Genomic DNA, 14,472 nt, shown 5'->3' on the forward strand with positions numbered 1-14,472 from the left:
CTTTTTTTTTAAAGGGAATCATATATAAATTATTATGGATCCTATAAAAGAAGCACTCACTTTTGATGATGTTACAATGGCACCAAAATACTCAGAAGTTCTACCTTCTGAAGTTGATACCAGCACAAAATTATCATTTAATTTAATATTAAAAATACCTTTATTATCCTCTGCAATGGATACGGTTACTGAGAGTAAAATGGCTATAGCAATAGCTAAAGCTGGAGGTATTGGTGTAATTCATAGAAACCTTAATATTAAAAAACAAATTGAGGAAATTAAAAAAGTTAAAAAATTAAACTTATTAGTTGGTGCGGCTGTTGGAGCTGGTCCTTTAGAACTTAAAAGGGCAGAAGCTATTTTAAAAGAAAAAGTGGATTTAATTGTTGTGGATACAGCCCATGGACATAGCAAAAAAGTTGCTGAAATTATTAAAGCTATAAAAAAATTAAAAACAAACAAGACAACTCTATGTGCTGGAAATATTGCAACAGCTGAAGCGGCAAAATTTTTAATAAAATTAGGAGTAGATATTATTAAAGTTGGGATTGGACCAGGATCAATCTGTACAACCAGACTAGTTGCAGGTATTGGTGTACCGCAGTTAAGTGCAATACTTGCTGTTAAAAAAGGTGTTAAAAATAATAAAGTAAAAATTATTTCAGATGGTGGAATTAAATATTCAGGTGATTTAGCTAAGGCGCTGTCTGCAGGTGCTGATGCGATAATGATTGGCTCTTTATTTGCAGGTAGCCTAGAAACACCTGGAAGACTAATTAAGAAAAATGGAAAATTATTTAAAAGTTTTAGAGGCATGGGTTCTGTTGGAGCAATGAATAAAGGTTCAGCTGATAGATATTTTCAAAGTAAACAAAAAGATATATCTAAATATGTTCCAGAAGGAGTAGAAGGTTTTGTAAAATATAAAGGTGATGTTAAAAGTATAATTTACAAATTAATTGGAGGGTTAAAATCATCTATGGGATATTTAGGTGCAAAAAAAGTTTCAAATCTTAAAAATAAACCAAATTTTGTAAAAATAACTAAAGCGGGTTTTTATGAAAGTATGGTTCACAATGTTGATCAAGTAAAAAATGAGAGCAAGTATTAATGAGAAAAATAGATAAATTAATAATTATCCTATTTATGTTTTTAAATTTTGGAAGCAATTCTTTTGCAGAAAATAATTTTTTTGAAAAAGGAAAAAATAAATACGATGAACAGAAATATGAAGAATCTAAATTTTTGTTTCAAAGAAGTATTGTTTTTAACCCCAAGGATAAAGATTCATATTTGTATTTAGCAAAAATTTATAATTTTGAAGAAAACAAAATAGAAAAACAAAAAAATATAGATACAGTACTATTACTCGATCCAAAAAATGAAGAAGCAAACTATATGCTTATGGAAATAGAGTTAAAAAGATCCAATTACTCTAAAGTAAAAGAATTAGCAGATAATTTTTCTAAAATTTGCAATAAATTGTGTGATAAAAAAAATTCTATTTTAGAATCCTTAAAGAATTTGGAACCTAAAAATGAGTCTTAGTAATAATTTAGGTAAAATTTTAATAATTGATTTTGGTTCTCAATTCACACAATTAATAGCAAGAAGAATAAGGGAATTAGGTGTTTTTTCAGAAATTGTTAGCCACAAAAAAATAAAGATTACCCAGATTGCAAAAGAAAATATTGTTGGAATAATTCTATCTGGTGGCCCTCTTAACGTTTATGAAAATGATAAATTTAAATTTGATAAAAAAATTTTAAAATTAGGGGTTCCAATCTTAGGTATATGTTTTGGGCACCAGATATTATCCAAACTGCTAGGTGGTAAAGTTAAAAAATCAAAACACAGAGAGTTTGGCCTAGCTACAATAGATAAAGTATCAAATAGTATTTTAACCAAAAATTTCTTTAATAAAGACAAGACAAGTAATGTTTGGATGAGCCATGCTGATCAAGTATCAAAAATGCCAAGAAATTTTAAAGTTATAGCATCCACAAAAAATTCTAAATTAACAATAATTGAAAATATTAAAGATAATTTTTATGGAGTGCAATTTCATCCAGAAGTAACACACACGGATAAAGGTAAAATTTTATTACGTAATTTCGTTTTTCTTATATGCAAAATTAAAAAAAACTGGTCCTCGAAAGATCAAAAATTAAAATTAATTAATGAAATTAAAGAACAGGTAGGTAACAACAAAGTAATTTGTGGATTGTCAGGAGGTGTCGATAGTAGTGTGGTTGCGCAATTATTAAGTAAAGCAATTGGAAAAAATTTAACTTGTATTTTTGTTAACAATGGTCTTTTAAGAAAAAATGAAGAAACGCAAGTAGTTAATACATTCAAGAAAAAATTAAAGATGAATTTAATTTATGTAAATGCAGAAAAAGAATTTATTACAAAATTAACAAATGTTTCTGATCCTGAAAAAAAACGAAAAATTATAGGAAATCTATTTATTAGAATATTCGAAAGATATGCTAATAAAATTAAAAATGTTCAATTTCTTGCGCAGGGCACTCTTTATCCAGATTTAATTGAAAGTAAATCTGTTACAGGTAGCCAAACCTCAAAAATAAAATCACATCATAATGTGGGTGGTCTTCCTAAAAGAATGAAATTAAAATTAGTAGAACCTCTTAAATTTTTATTTAAAGATGAAGTTAGAAAATTAGGGCTAGAACTTAATTTATCTAATGACATAATCTCAAGACATCCATTTCCTGGCCCAGGCTTAGCAATAAGAATGCCTGGTGTTATCACAAATGAAAAAATTAAAATTTTGAAAGAAGCAGATTTCTATTTTATTAAGGCTTTAAGAGATCATGGATTATACGATAAAATTTGGCAAGCTTATGCTGCACTACTACCAGTTAAAACTGTGGGTGTTATGGGAGATAATCGTACTTATGAACATATTTGTCTTTTAAGAGCAATTACATCCGAAGATGGAATGACTGCTGATTTTTTTGATTTTCCTAAAGGTTTCATGCAATCAATTTCTAATCAAATTATTAACAATATTAGGGGAATTAATAGAGTAGTTTATGATGTTACCTCAAAACCTCCTAGTACCATTGAATTAGAATAATATTTTATTATAGAGTACAAGATATTATGAAATATTTACACACTATGATTAGGATCTCAGATGTAGAAAAATCATTAGATTTTTACTGCAAGGGACTAGGTTTAATCGAAACTAGAAGAATGGAGAGTGAACAAGGGAGGTTTACTTTAATTTTTTTAGCAGCACCTGATGATGAAAAGGCTGAACTAGAACTAACTTATAATTGGGATGGCGACAAGCTTGGTGATGGATCTCGTAATTTTGGTCATTTGGCATACCGTGTTGAAAATATTTACGAAACGTGTGAGAGACTTAAAGATATGGGCTATACAATTAATAGACCACCTAAAGATGGCCATATGGCGTTTGTAAGATCCCCTGATAATATTTCTATAGAAATCTTACAAGAAGGAAATTTAGAAATTAAAGAACCGTGGGCACCAATGAAAAATAATGGTATTTGGTAAAAAATGAATAGTAAGATTATTAACTTTATTAAAAAAAAAAATAAATCTAAAATTATAAGCCTTACTGCTTACTCTAAAAATATTGCATCTATTATAGATAAACACTGTGATCTTGTTTTAGTAGGCGATTCACTTGGATCTGTACTTTATAATTTTTCTTCTACAAAAAAAGTGACATTAGATATAATGATTGAGCATTCTAAAAGTGTAAGGATGGGTGTTAAAAAAAGCTTAATGGTAGTAGACATGCCTCATAACACTTACCGAACCTCAAGAGAAGCTTTAAGAAATGCAAAAAAAATAATCTCTAAAACGAAGTGTGATGCTGTCAAGCTTGAAGGTGGTATAAAAATTGTTCAAATAATCAAAACTTTAATTAAGAACAAAATTCCAGTAATGGGTCATCTGGGTGTTCTTCCACAGTCTGCAAAAAATTTTAAATTTAAAGGAAAAGAAACAAAAGAAAGAAAAACTATTTTAAGAGACTCTAAGCTCTTAGAAGAAGCTGGTGTATTTTCAATTGTTTTAGAATGTGTTGAAAGCTCATTGGCAAAAGAAATTACAAAAATGATTAATATTCCCACGATTGGAATTGGTGCCTCAGTACACTGTGATGGACAAGTTTTAGTTACAGATGATCTTATAGGATTAAATAAAATGAAAGCTAGATTTGTTAAACGGTATTCAAATATTGAAAAACAAATAAATGATGCTGCACTAAAGTTTAAGAAAGATGTAGTTACAAGTAAGTTTCCTACTAAGAAACATTCATACTAAATTAAAAGTATTGTTTAAATGTTTCGTTAATTGATAAAACACCATAATCATTTAATCCACCAATTATTAATTGTAGTGCCACAATTAAAATAAAACCTAGTCCCACATAGGCTATCCATAAGTGTTTTTGAATATAATTTGCTAAATAAGTAGCTAATGCACCAGTTAATACTACAGATAAAACAAGACCAAATATCATGAAACCAAAATAGCCTTTTGCAGCACCAACTACTCCAATAACGTTATCAAAGCTTATCGTAATATCTGCGAATAAAACCTTATAAATACTTTTTACAAATGAAGGTTCTGTAGATTTTTTTACTGGTGATTTAATTTTATTTTTCATTTCAACTAAATCTTTTCTTAAATCATTAACAATCCAAATTAGAAGTAGTCCACCTAAAATTTTAATATAATAAAATTCAAATAGGTATGTAGCAAAAAGAGCAAAAATAATTTTAAAAACTAATGCTCCAGCAACTCCCCAGAGAATTATTTGTTTTCTATTCTTTGGTACAAAGTTAGCAGCAATTAATCCAATAATAATGGCGTTATCAGCAGCTAAGATGATATCTATAAAGATGATTTGGGTTAAAATTATGAATTCTTCGATCAAGATTTTTTTATAATATTAAATAAATATTATAATTCAAGAAAAGTATTTAATAAATAAAAAAAGGCGACCATGTTAATGATCGCCTTTAATAGTATTAGTCTAAATTATTTTTGAGACCAAGTTGGCATCGGGTACTGCAATTTACATGCAGCTAGTTCAAATGGATAAACTGTACAGTATTTTCCACCTTGTACTTGCATCAAAATACCTCTTGTTTTTTCATTTTGACCATCAGCACCAAATTTAATACCTCTGTATGGAACAATAAGAGAGTCAGATGACATATCTAAATCTACCAATGCTTGTCTAATTTTTTCTGGGTCTGTCGATCCAGCATTATTAATTGCATTAGCTAATGCCATAAAACCAGTAAATGCTCTAGCAGGTACATCTGATAAATCTCTTCCACCAGAATGTGTCTTAAATAGTTCATTTACAGTTCCAATCATTGGAATTGTAGTTGCTAAGTCAGTGTTGAAAGGAGATCTTGTAATTACTCCTTCAGCTTTGCTTCCCATGGTAGCTATAAATTTTGGATCAGTATAGCCAGCATTTTGTGCAACTAAAAGTTTAGGATTATAATCAAGTTCTTTGGCTGTGTTTAAAAATAAGTAAGCATCAGCTGTATAAGAAGATGGCAATAAAACATCTGGGTTTTTTGCTTTTAATCTTTGTACTTCAGAACTTAAAGAAGTTGTTTTTGCTTTATAGCTAATTTTTTCAACAACTTTATAACCTTTGTCTTTAGCCATTTTGTTTTGCGTTCCACCACTATCAGCTCCCCAAAGAGTATCTTCATGAATAATTCCAAGTGTCTTTAATTTATTATTATTCTTAGTGTTAAAATCATCCATAAATTCAAACATTAATTGAGTAAACTCACCATCATGCGGTGTTACTCTAAAGAAATATTTAAATCCTCTTGTAGTTAATTTTGGTGAAGTAGACTCACCATTAACCCAAGGTATACCAGCTCTTTCAGATACTTGACTTGCTGCACCTGTTACAGATGAGTAGTAAGCACCAAACATTGCATGAACTTTATCAGAGTTTAACATTTTCTCTGTTTCACCAACTCCAATATCTGGTTTTCCACCATGATCACCAACAACAATTGAAATTTTTCCACCACCTAAACCTTTTAGGCCTGCATCTTTTGCTAAAGGCATACCAGGAATGTTATGGCTGTTGTTTATTATGTCTAAAGCAGTTTGAACTGCTGCTACGGCATCCTTTCCAACCTGAGCAACAGGCCCAGTTAATGGATAAAGTACTCCAATTTTAACATTTTCTGCAGCACTAATTGTAGGTGCACAAACTAATGATAAAAAAGTAAATACTGAAAGTATTAATTTTTTCATTTATTTTCCCTCTTATTTGTTTTTTTTAAAAATATAATCTAATACTATATGTGATATCAATTCAATGACTTACTATTCAATCAACAGTAGAAATTTATAAAAAATAAATGACAACTGAAATAATTTTACAAGCAGTAGTGACAGGATTAATGATGGGTTTAATTTATGCATTAATTGCTGCTGGGTTAAGTTTAATTTTTGGATTAATGGACATAGTAAATTTTGCTCATGGCGAACATTTGATGTTATCAATGTTTTCATCATTTTGGTTATGGTCTTTATTTGGATTAGATCCAATTTTTTCAATCCCAATTACAATTTTATTAATGGCTTTTTGTGGGGTGTTAACTCATTATTTTTTGATTAGATATATATTGAAAGCCAAAATGTTAATCCAGATTTGTGCAACTTTTGGATTATCAATATTTATTAGATCAATTGCACAGTTTTTATGGACACCAGATTTTAGAAATATTGATAAACCATTATTAGAAGGAAGATTAGAAATTTCAGGTATTTTTATTGGACAGCCTCAACTGATTGCTAGTTTAGTTTGTTTGGTTGCTTTTATTCTTCTTTATCTATTCGTAACAAAAACTGAAACTGGTTTAGCACTGCAGGCAACAGCACAAGACAGGCATGCAGCTGAAATTTTAGGTATACCATCTGATAAAATGTTTGCTATTGGTTGGGCAATAGGACTTGGTTGTGTCGGTGTCGCTGGAGGAATGATGGCAAATTATTTTTTTATCTTTACTGACGTTGGAATAAATTTTGCTCTATTTGCATTTGTTGCAGTGGCATTAGGAGGCTTTGGAAGTATTATTGGGTGTTTGTATGCAGGAATTATTATTGGATTAGTTGAGTCATTAGGTGGTTTGCTAATAGATCCATCTTTTAAACTTTTATATGTTTTTGCAATTTACTTACTAGTTGTAATTTTTAGGCCACAAGGTTTGTTTGGAAGGTATTAATTATGGATAAATTATTAATAGCTAAATCAGAACCTGTCTGGAATACAGATAAAAGAATTATATCTTTAATTGGAGGTCTAATTGTACTGTTATTTGCTTTACCTCATTTTGGATTGAATTCTTTCTACCTTCATTTGATGATAATGATTTTTATGCACGCAGTTATGGCTCAGTCATGGAATGTAATTGCAGGTTTTTCAGGACAAATTAGTTTAGGCCATGGTGCTTTTTTTGGAATTGGAGCATACGCAACATCATTTCTGTATGTTCAGTACGGTATATCCCCATGGATAGGTATTTTTGTTGGAATTATTCTCTCAGGGCTTGCTGCAGTTTTAATCGGTATACCAATGCTGAGACTTAGTGGACATTATTTTGCGATTGCCACCTTATTAATTGGAATTAGTTTTCAAATTATATTTCAAAGATGGGAGTGGGTAGGTGCCGCATCAGGAGTATGGGTTCCCATGACTTCAGGAGACTCTTTATTAGCTCTTCAATTTCATAGTAGTAAAATGCCTTATTATTATATTTTTTTAGTATTTTTTATAATTACATTTTTTTTAGTTTGGCTCTTAAGTAGATCAAAATTAGGATACAGATTAAGAGCTGTAAGAGATGATCCACAGGCAGCATTAAGTTTGTGTATCAATGTTTCTAATTATAAAATCATAGCCTATGTAATCTCAGCAATGATAATGGCGCCAATGGGAAGTTTATTTGCTCAGTATATACTTATAATTGATCCAGATAGAGTGTTTAATATAGAAATTTCAATTATTGTTTTATTGATCACAGTCCTTGGTGGAATTGGAAATGTTTGGGGGCCTATTGTGGGTGCAGCTATTCTTATTCCAATTTCAGAATATTCTAGAATTTATTTAGGTGGAACAGGAGGAGCTGTAGATTTAATTCTCTATGGGTTAATTCTAATGCTAATTTGCATTTTTAGACCAGAGGGGCTTATATCTTTTTTTCCAAAAAATATTTTAGAAAGGAAAAAACAAAGATGAAAATTTTATCTGTAGAAAATTTAAGTAGATCTTTTGGAGGTATAAAAGCCAATAATGATATTTCTTTTGATGTTGCAGAAGGTACAATTTTGGGAGTTATAGGACCCAATGGTGCAGGCAAATCTACTTTGTTTGATTTAATTACTGGCTATACAAAAACTGATAATGGCAAAGTTAGTTTCTTTAATAAAGATATATCAGGTTTAAGTCCTGACAAAATTAGCAGTCTAGGTATTGGAAGAACTTTTCAAAAATTAAAACCTTTTGCGGATCAAACATTATTAGAAAATGTAATGATTGGCTCGTTTGTGAAAGAAGACAATATTAAAAAGGCAAGGGATAAAGCTTTAGAAATAATAGATTTTGTTGATCTTATAGAAAAGAGACATCATTTTGCTAGAGAGCTTTCAACAGGTCAAAGAAAAAGATTAGAAATGGCAAGAGCAATGGCAATTGAACCAAAACTATTATTAATGGACGAAGTTACAGGAGGTGTTGATCAAAAAACTATCCCAGGTTTAGTTGAGTTAATTAAAAAACTTAAAAAATCTGGTGTAACAATAATTACCATTGAACATAATATTAATATTATAATGGAAATTTCTGACAATATTCTAGCGCTAGATCAAGGTAAAAGAATTGCTTATGGAACCCCAAAAGAAATTCAACAAAATGAAGAAGTAATAGACTCATATTTAGGAACTGTTGATGCTACTTGATATAAAAAATATTGATGTTTTATATGATGATTTTCAAGTTATTTGGGATGTATCAATAAATGTAGATAATGGAGAAATGGTTGCTCTTTTAGGACCTAATGGATCTGGTAAAAGTACAATTTTAAATACAATCAGTAATTTAGTTAGCCATAAGAATGGAAGTATACATTTTAAAAATAATCTAATTTCTGAAATCCCAATCTTTAAAAGAACTGAATTAGGAATTTCCCATGTTCTTGAGAGACGAAGAGTATTTCCACACCTTACTGTTATGCAAAACCTTGTCCTTGGTGCTTGGCATCCTAAAGCAAAAGAGGAATTGAGTAGTTCTTTGTCTAAAGTTTATAAAATTTTTCCAAAACTAGAATCTAGATCAAGCCAGTTAGCTCACACTATGTCTGGTGGTGAACAACAAATGCTTGCAATAGCTAGAGGACTGATGGGACTTCCAAAACTTTTGATGGTAGATGAACCATTTTTAGGATTATCACCCCTAGTAGTAAAAGATTTAATAAAAATATTCAAAAATGTGGTTAGTGAAGGAGTATCAATTCTTTTTGTTGAGCAAAATGTAAGATTGGCACTAAGCATGGCTGATAGGGGCTATGTTCTTGAGAGTGGAAGATTAGTCATTAGTGGTAAATCTAATGAATTAATTAATAACGAAAAAGTTAAGAAGGTTTTTTTAGGAAGCTAGTTATAAAGCTGCCAAATCATTATTTAATTTATCTGTAATAAGCATTTTTCCTGGAGCATGCGTTATACAAAAGTCAGGTTTTGAATCTTGTAAAACAGATTGAGGCGTTACTCCACATGCCCAAAACACAGGAATTTCATTATTCTTAAATGCCTTAGGAGGATCGCCATATTCAGGATTCATTATATCTTTTATTCCAATTTCTGATGGATCACCTAAATGAATAGGAGCACCATGAACTGCTGGGAACCGAGAACTAATTTGAATTGATCTAATAGCATCTTTTGAATTTAAAGGTCTCATAGAAACAACCAATTTTCCTGAGAACTGACCTGCTGGCTCACAATCTATCGATGTTCGATACATTGGAACAATAGTATCATTTTCAATATGTTGGATAGGTATTCCCGCCTCAATTAATGGTAGCTCAAAAGACATAGAACATCCCAAAACAAATGTCGTTAAATCTTCATTCCAATATTTTTTAATGTCATATGGTTCATCAATAATTTTTCCTTTTTCCCATATTCTATATTGAGGAACATCTGTCCTAATATCAATATCCCCTAAATCTTTTAATGACGGATCTCCTTTTATACCAAAACCTATTAGAGGACATGGTTTAGGATTTTTTTGACAAAATGATGCAAAATCCATTGCATATTTGCTGGGCAATATACAAAGATTACCCTGCACATATTTACTAGCAGTTCCTGCTGTTTGATCTTTGTACTCATTTTTTCTAATAATTTTTCTAGCTTCAATTGGATTTTGAATATTGAGCATAAATTTAATATTTAGATTTTTTAGTACCTTCAATTATTTCTTTTAGTTCGTCATATTTTTCACAGTTGCAAGTTTTCAAAACTTCTAGTCTTTCTTTAGCCATATCCATTCTATTAGTGGCTACATAAAGTTCACCAAGGTACTCATTTATTCCATTATGATTGGGCTCAATTTGTAAGCCTTGTAAGTAAAATTTTTCACCCCCTTCATAATCCCCAAGTTTTCTAGTAGTAAAACCCAAATAATTTAAAGTATCTGCCTGTAATGGTTTTTCATCATTAGATTTTAAAAGAAGCTTTTGTGCTTTTGCATATCTTTTTTGTGCTTTTTCAGTTTTACCTTTTTTTTCATATTTCTTGGCAGCTTTAATTAAATTTTTTGCTTTTGCATAGTTTGATACTTTTGGGGTAGAATCGTTATCATCGCTACTCCCTGCAGAAAATGAATTATTAGTAAGTGCTATTATTATTAGTAAAGTATAAATAAGTTTTTTCATATTTTAATTAAATTTATCCATTTTATTTAAAGGTTTTAGTTCTAACCCATTATCAATTAAATTATCCCTGATAGATTTAGCAGTTGCTAATGAGCTTTCATTATCACCATGTATACAAACCGAGTCAATCTCACAAGGTATCTGTTTACCACTGAGACAATTTATTGCCTGATTTTTAACCATGTTCAACACATGTTTCTTTGCTAACTCAGGGTCAGTGATTAAAGCATTTGGTTTACTTCTAGAAATTAAATTTCCATTATCTTCATAATTTCTATCTGCAAAAATTTCACAAGCTATTCTTAAACTATTTTTCTTAGCAGCAACTTCCATTTGCGAACCAGTTGGGACAAGATAAATGATATCTTTATTAATCTCTTTAATGGCCACTGCTAGAGTTGTAGCTAATTCCAGGTCTTCACAAGCCATATTATTAAGTGCCCCATGTGGCTTAATATGAGTAACATTTTCATTATAATTTTGAGCAATTTTTTGTAATATTTCATATTGTTCAAAGATTAGTTTTTTTATTTCTAAAGAATTTAAATTCATTCTTTTTCTTCCAAAGTTTTCAGGATCATTAAAAGAAGGATGAGCACCCAAACTAACACCATTTTTTTTTGAAATTTGAATAACCATATCCATTGTTTGTTCATCTCCCGCATGGTAGCCACATGCAATGTTGGCAGAATTTACAATATTAAGTAATTCTGGATCATTCTTGATAGAATGAAACTTAGATTTTTCCCCTAAATCACAATTGATATTAATTTCCATACTCTTTAGTCTGGAGTATAACATGGCATGGTTAAAAATATATTAAATCTTGGTGATGCAGCCGTATATTGTGATTTTGGCTTAGAAGTTAATGAAACAATAAATTCAAGCGTCATAGATTACTTTCACCATATATCAAAATTAATAAAAGATAAAAAGATTGAAGGAATAACTAACTTAACACCCTCTTATAATAAATTAATCATTAGTTTTGATTTAACTATAACTAACTATAAAAAAATTAAATATTTTATAGAAGGCTTAACCATTAATAGAGATATTCAAAATAATAACAAAAGAATTAAAATTCCAGTTTGTTGTGATGATGAGTATGGACTGGATTTTTTGAGATTAACTAAAAAATTGAATATAGATAAAAAAAAAATATTAGAACTATATTTTAACAAAGAGTATTTTTGTTACATGACAGGTTTTATTGCTGGAATGCCTTTTTTAGGAGATCTTAATGAAAATATTAGATGCGATCGATTGGAAACACCAAGATTAAAGATGCCTAAGGGATCGGTAGGAATAACAGAACAATTTGCAAATATTTATACTTTTGAAAGCCCTGGTGGTTGGAATATTATTGGTAACACCCCAAAGAAAATTTTTGATGATAAAAATTTAGTTCAACCAGCTCTAGTTAATCCAGGTGATAAAGTAAGTTTTTATCAAATAACAAAAGAAGAACATTTAAATTGGAATGAATAAAGCATATTTTGAGATTTTAAGGGCTGGAGTTAATACTACCATTCAAGACAAAGGTAGAAATCATTTATATCATGTTGGTATTGCAGTAAGCGGTGCAATTGACCAAAGAAATTATACATTATCAAATAGACTAGTTGAAAATCAATTAGATGAGCCTGTATTAGAGTTTGCATACCAAGGCCCTCTTTTAAAGTTAAAGAATGGAAAAATTAATTTTGCAATATCTGGGGATATTTTTTTTAAAATTATTAGAAAGAATTTAAAGGTTGAAGAAGGTGAGTGTTATAAAAGTTATTTTTTAGATGAAGAAGATCAAATAGATATAATATCAACCAAAAATTCTACGTATGGATACTTAGCTGTAAATGGTGGCTTTGATGTAGAAAAAACCTGGAGCAGTTATTCCATAAATACTAAAGCAAATATTGGACCAAATAATGGAAAAAAATATTCGTTAAATGATAAAATTTTTATTAAAAAAATTGATATCAAAAGCCTAATAAACAAAAAAATAAATTTTGATTATTCTACTGATAACATCATTAGAATTATTAAAGGTACAAATTTTGACTATTTTTCTAAGGATGCAATAGACAAATTTTTTAATGAAGATTTTTTAATCTCAAACCTTGTTGATAGAATGGGTATAAGATTAAAAGGTCCTAAATTAGAAAATATAAAAAACACCAACATCAAATCAGAAGGTTTAGTTAGAGGAGTTATTCAGGTACCTGCTGATGGTAATCCAATAATAATGTTGTCGGATCATGGAACAGTCGGAGGATATCCAAAGATTGGTGTAGTTATTACTGCTGATCTTGATTTAGTTGGGCAATTAACTCCTGGAACAAAAATAAACTTTAAGGAAGTAAGTCTTGAAGAAGCTCAGAATATATTTAAAGCATACACAGAAGATACAAATAGATATTTAAATGAATGTAATTAATAAAATTCCAGGTCCATTACTGATTTTTATGGGAGCTTTAAGTTTAAGTTTTGGTGGGCTTATTGTAAAAAAATTTGAAGGCTCTACAGAGTGGCAAATTCTTTTTTGGAGATCTTTATTTTTTACGCTTACAGTTTTAGCCTTTTTAATAATTACTTATAAAAAGAAAACTTTAAGCTCTTTCTATAAATCTGGATTGCCAGGTTTTTTTGGTGGTATTGTATTGTCATTCGGATTTTGTGGTTATGTATATGCAATGTCTAATACATCAGTTGCCAATACTAATTTCATAATCTCATTACAAATTTTATTTCTTGCAATTTTTGGTTACTTATTTTTAAAAGAAAAAATTTCAACAATAACTCTAGTTTCAATAATATTAGCAATAACAGGAGTTACTTTAATGGTTGGCAATGATCTTAGACCAGGTAACCTTTCAGGAAATTTAGCTGCATTTACAATGCCTATTACATTTGCGGTCTTAATCATGATTGTAAGAAAATTTCCTACAGTAGACATGATTCCTGCTCAATTTGTTGCTGGAGTAAGCTCTTGCTTAATAGGGTTAAGTGTATGTATTTACTATTCACATAATTTAATGGTTTCACCTAATGATATATTTTTAGGTTTCTTAGCAGGTTTTTTTCAAGTTGGTTTTGGTTTTATATTCATTACCATCGGTGCTCGTAGCACTCCTTCAGCAATGGTTGGAGTAATTATGCTATCCGAATCTGTTTTGGGGCCTGTTTGGGCTTTTCTATTTGCAGGTGAACGGGCATCATTATTTACATTAATTGGTGGTGCAATTATTTTATTTGCTGTTTTACTTCAGTTTTCATCGTTGCTTTTGTCTAATAAAAAAGAAAAAATTATTAATTGACTCTGACATACATCTGGTAGATTATTCTTCTATACGGGAGAGACTACAGACTATCGTAGCGCCGAAGGAGCAACCACCCAGGAATCTCTCAGGCAAAAGGACCGTAGCATATTAACTCTGGAAAGAGATTAAGTTCTCGCCGACGGAATAAAACTCTCAGGCAAACA

Annotated in this window: 17 protein-coding genes and 1 riboswitch; of the genes, 12 read left to right on the plus strand and 5 right to left on the minus strand. The window is 30.0% G+C overall.

Translation table 11 applies throughout. The annotated features are described in order from the left end of the window. Positions 1-34 precede the first annotated feature (34 nt). Genes guaB through panB form a run of 5 tightly spaced genes read left to right on the plus strand, consistent with a single transcriptional unit; the run spans position 35 to position 4,326 of the window. Complete coding sequence (gene guaB, locus ABXT58_RS01105; protein ID WP_415304227.1) at positions 35-1,111, plus strand: IMP dehydrogenase; 1,077 nt, start codon at positions 35-37, stop codon at positions 1,109-1,111. Next, a complete protein-coding gene (locus ABXT58_RS01110) occupies positions 1,111-1,548 on the plus strand; it encodes a tetratricopeptide repeat protein (protein ID WP_415304228.1) in 438 nt (145 codons plus the stop codon). Before guaB ends, ABXT58_RS01110 begins: the two co-directional genes overlap by 1 nt. Then, positions 1,538-3,103, plus strand: a complete 1,566-nt coding sequence (gene guaA, locus ABXT58_RS01115; protein ID WP_415304229.1) for a glutamine-hydrolyzing GMP synthase — start codon at positions 1,538-1,540, stop codon at positions 3,101-3,103. Before ABXT58_RS01110 ends, guaA begins: the two co-directional genes overlap by 11 nt. A 26-nt stretch (positions 3,104-3,129) precedes the next feature. Next, entirely contained in the window at positions 3,130-3,549 is a 420-nt protein-coding gene (locus ABXT58_RS01120) for a VOC family protein (RefSeq protein ID WP_415304230.1), read from the plus strand. A 3-nt stretch (positions 3,550-3,552) separates the two neighbouring features. After that, a complete protein-coding gene (gene panB, locus ABXT58_RS01125; RefSeq protein WP_415304231.1) occupies positions 3,553-4,326 on the plus strand; it encodes a 3-methyl-2-oxobutanoate hydroxymethyltransferase in 774 nt (257 codons plus the stop codon). Position 4,327: 1 nt separating this feature from the next. On the opposite strand, the gene ABXT58_RS01130 is transcribed toward panB, so the two are convergent. Both ABXT58_RS01130 and ABXT58_RS01135 read right to left on the minus strand, forming a co-directional pair. Then, positions 4,328-4,942, minus strand: a complete 615-nt coding sequence (locus ABXT58_RS01130) for a YjbE family putative metal transport protein (protein WP_168606596.1) — start codon at positions 4,940-4,942, stop codon at positions 4,328-4,330. Between the two features lie 104 nt (positions 4,943-5,046). Continuing rightward, positions 5,047-6,303 carry an ABC transporter substrate-binding protein gene (locus ABXT58_RS01135; RefSeq protein WP_415304232.1) on the minus strand — a complete coding sequence of 419 codons (1,257 nt, stop codon included), beginning with the start codon at positions 6,301-6,303 and terminating at the stop codon, positions 5,047-5,049. A gap of 107 nt (positions 6,304-6,410) precedes the next feature. Here ABXT58_RS01135 and ABXT58_RS01140 point away from each other — a divergent pair, with 107 nt between their 5' ends. Genes ABXT58_RS01140 through ABXT58_RS01155 form a run of 4 tightly spaced genes read left to right on the plus strand, consistent with a single transcriptional unit; the run spans position 6,411 to position 9,706 of the window. Continuing rightward, positions 6,411-7,277 carry a branched-chain amino acid ABC transporter permease gene (locus ABXT58_RS01140; RefSeq protein WP_415304233.1) on the plus strand — a complete coding sequence of 289 codons (867 nt, stop codon included), beginning with the start codon at positions 6,411-6,413 and terminating at the stop codon, positions 7,275-7,277. Positions 7,278-7,279: 2 nt separating this feature from the next. Then, complete coding sequence (locus tag ABXT58_RS01145; RefSeq protein ID WP_415304234.1) at positions 7,280-8,290, plus strand: branched-chain amino acid ABC transporter permease; 1,011 nt, start codon at positions 7,280-7,282, stop codon at positions 8,288-8,290. Further along, the gene (locus ABXT58_RS01150) at positions 8,287-9,009 is read left to right on the plus strand and encodes an ABC transporter ATP-binding protein (RefSeq protein ID WP_415304235.1); all 723 of its coding nucleotides are present in this window, start codon (positions 8,287-8,289) and stop codon (positions 9,007-9,009) included. Before ABXT58_RS01145 ends, ABXT58_RS01150 begins: the two co-directional genes overlap by 4 nt. Beyond that, positions 8,999-9,706, plus strand: a complete 708-nt coding sequence (locus tag ABXT58_RS01155; RefSeq protein WP_415304236.1) for an ABC transporter ATP-binding protein — start codon at positions 8,999-9,001, stop codon at positions 9,704-9,706. The genes ABXT58_RS01150 and ABXT58_RS01155 overlap by 11 nt, the downstream gene beginning before the upstream one ends. Here ABXT58_RS01155 and ABXT58_RS01160 read toward each other — a convergent pair whose 3' ends face one another. Genes ABXT58_RS01160 through ABXT58_RS01170 form a run of 3 tightly spaced genes read right to left on the minus strand, consistent with a single transcriptional unit; the run spans position 9,707 to position 11,765 of the window. After that, positions 9,707-10,492 (minus strand): putative hydro-lyase, encoded by a 786-nt coding sequence (locus tag ABXT58_RS01160; RefSeq protein ID WP_415304237.1) that lies wholly within the window; start codon positions 10,490-10,492, stop codon positions 9,707-9,709. A gap of 4 nt (positions 10,493-10,496) precedes the next feature. Continuing rightward, a complete protein-coding gene (locus tag ABXT58_RS01165) occupies positions 10,497-10,988 on the minus strand; it encodes a tetratricopeptide repeat protein (protein ID WP_415304238.1) in 492 nt (163 codons plus the stop codon). Positions 10,989-10,991: 3 nt separating this feature from the next. Continuing rightward, on the minus strand, positions 10,992-11,765 hold the full coding sequence (locus ABXT58_RS01170; RefSeq protein ID WP_415304239.1) for a 5-oxoprolinase subunit PxpA: 774 nt from the start codon (positions 11,763-11,765) through the stop codon (positions 10,992-10,994). Positions 11,766-11,792: 27 nt separating this feature from the next. Here ABXT58_RS01170 and ABXT58_RS01175 point away from each other — a divergent pair, with 27 nt between their 5' ends. From ABXT58_RS01175 to ABXT58_RS01185, 3 genes are read left to right on the plus strand one after another with little or no spacing between them, the layout of a single operon-like run. Next, a complete protein-coding gene (locus ABXT58_RS01175) occupies positions 11,793-12,479 on the plus strand; it encodes an allophanate hydrolase subunit 1 (protein WP_415304240.1) in 687 nt (228 codons plus the stop codon). Then, positions 12,472-13,425, plus strand: a complete 954-nt coding sequence (locus tag ABXT58_RS01180; RefSeq protein WP_415304241.1) for a biotin-dependent carboxyltransferase family protein — start codon at positions 12,472-12,474, stop codon at positions 13,423-13,425. The genes ABXT58_RS01175 and ABXT58_RS01180 overlap by 8 nt, the downstream gene beginning before the upstream one ends. Further along, positions 13,412-14,305 carry a DMT family transporter gene (locus ABXT58_RS01185; RefSeq protein WP_415304242.1) on the plus strand — a complete coding sequence of 298 codons (894 nt, stop codon included), beginning with the start codon at positions 13,412-13,414 and terminating at the stop codon, positions 14,303-14,305. Before ABXT58_RS01180 ends, ABXT58_RS01185 begins: the two co-directional genes overlap by 14 nt. A 24-nt stretch (positions 14,306-14,329) precedes the next feature. Next, a riboswitch (glycine riboswitch) is annotated at positions 14,330-14,419 on the plus strand. The last annotated feature ends 53 nt before the right edge of the window (positions 14,420-14,472 follow it).

It is taken from the genome of Candidatus Pelagibacter sp. Uisw_090 (assembly GCF_047717845.1).
In the GTDB taxonomy this organism is placed as follows: domain Bacteria; phylum Pseudomonadota; class Alphaproteobacteria; order Pelagibacterales; family Pelagibacteraceae; genus Pelagibacter.

Bases quoted from the DNA above. Each gene is read 5' to 3' on its own strand.
- ABXT58_RS01110 (WP_415304228.1), top strand. From the start codon at position 1,111: ATGAGAAAAATAGATAAATTAATAATTATCCTATTTATGTTTTTAAAT.
- ABXT58_RS01180 (WP_415304241.1), top strand. From the start codon at position 12,472: ATGAATAAAGCATATTTTGAGATTTTAAGGGCTGGAGTTAATACTACC.
- ABXT58_RS01185 (WP_415304242.1), top strand. From the start codon at position 13,412: ATGAATGTAATTAATAAAATTCCAGGTCCATTACTGATTTTTATGGGA.
- ABXT58_RS01135 (WP_415304232.1), bottom strand. From the start codon at position 6,303: ATGAAAAAATTAATACTTTCAGTATTTACTTTTTTATCATTAGTTTGT.
- guaA (WP_415304229.1), top strand. From the start codon at position 1,538: ATGAGTCTTAGTAATAATTTAGGTAAAATTTTAATAATTGATTTTGGT.
- ABXT58_RS01170 (WP_415304239.1), bottom strand. From the start codon at position 11,765: ATGGAAATTAATATCAATTGTGATTTAGGGGAAAAATCTAAGTTTCAT.
- ABXT58_RS01145 (WP_415304234.1), top strand. From the start codon at position 7,280: ATGGATAAATTATTAATAGCTAAATCAGAACCTGTCTGGAATACAGAT.
- ABXT58_RS01120 (WP_415304230.1), top strand. From the start codon at position 3,130: ATGAAATATTTACACACTATGATTAGGATCTCAGATGTAGAAAAATCA.
- ABXT58_RS01160 (WP_415304237.1), bottom strand. From the start codon at position 10,492: ATGCTCAATATTCAAAATCCAATTGAAGCTAGAAAAATTATTAGAAAA.
- ABXT58_RS01155 (WP_415304236.1), top strand. From the start codon at position 8,999: ATGCTACTTGATATAAAAAATATTGATGTTTTATATGATGATTTTCAA.
- guaB (WP_415304227.1), top strand. From the start codon at position 35: ATGGATCCTATAAAAGAAGCACTCACTTTTGATGATGTTACAATGGCA.
- panB (WP_415304231.1), top strand. From the start codon at position 3,553: ATGAATAGTAAGATTATTAACTTTATTAAAAAAAAAAATAAATCTAAA.
- ABXT58_RS01165 (WP_415304238.1), bottom strand. From the start codon at position 10,988: ATGAAAAAACTTATTTATACTTTACTAATAATAATAGCACTTACTAAT.
- ABXT58_RS01140 (WP_415304233.1), top strand. From the start codon at position 6,411: ATGACAACTGAAATAATTTTACAAGCAGTAGTGACAGGATTAATGATG.
- ABXT58_RS01150 (WP_415304235.1), top strand. From the start codon at position 8,287: ATGAAAATTTTATCTGTAGAAAATTTAAGTAGATCTTTTGGAGGTATA.
- ABXT58_RS01175 (WP_415304240.1), top strand. From the start codon at position 11,793: ATGGTTAAAAATATATTAAATCTTGGTGATGCAGCCGTATATTGTGAT.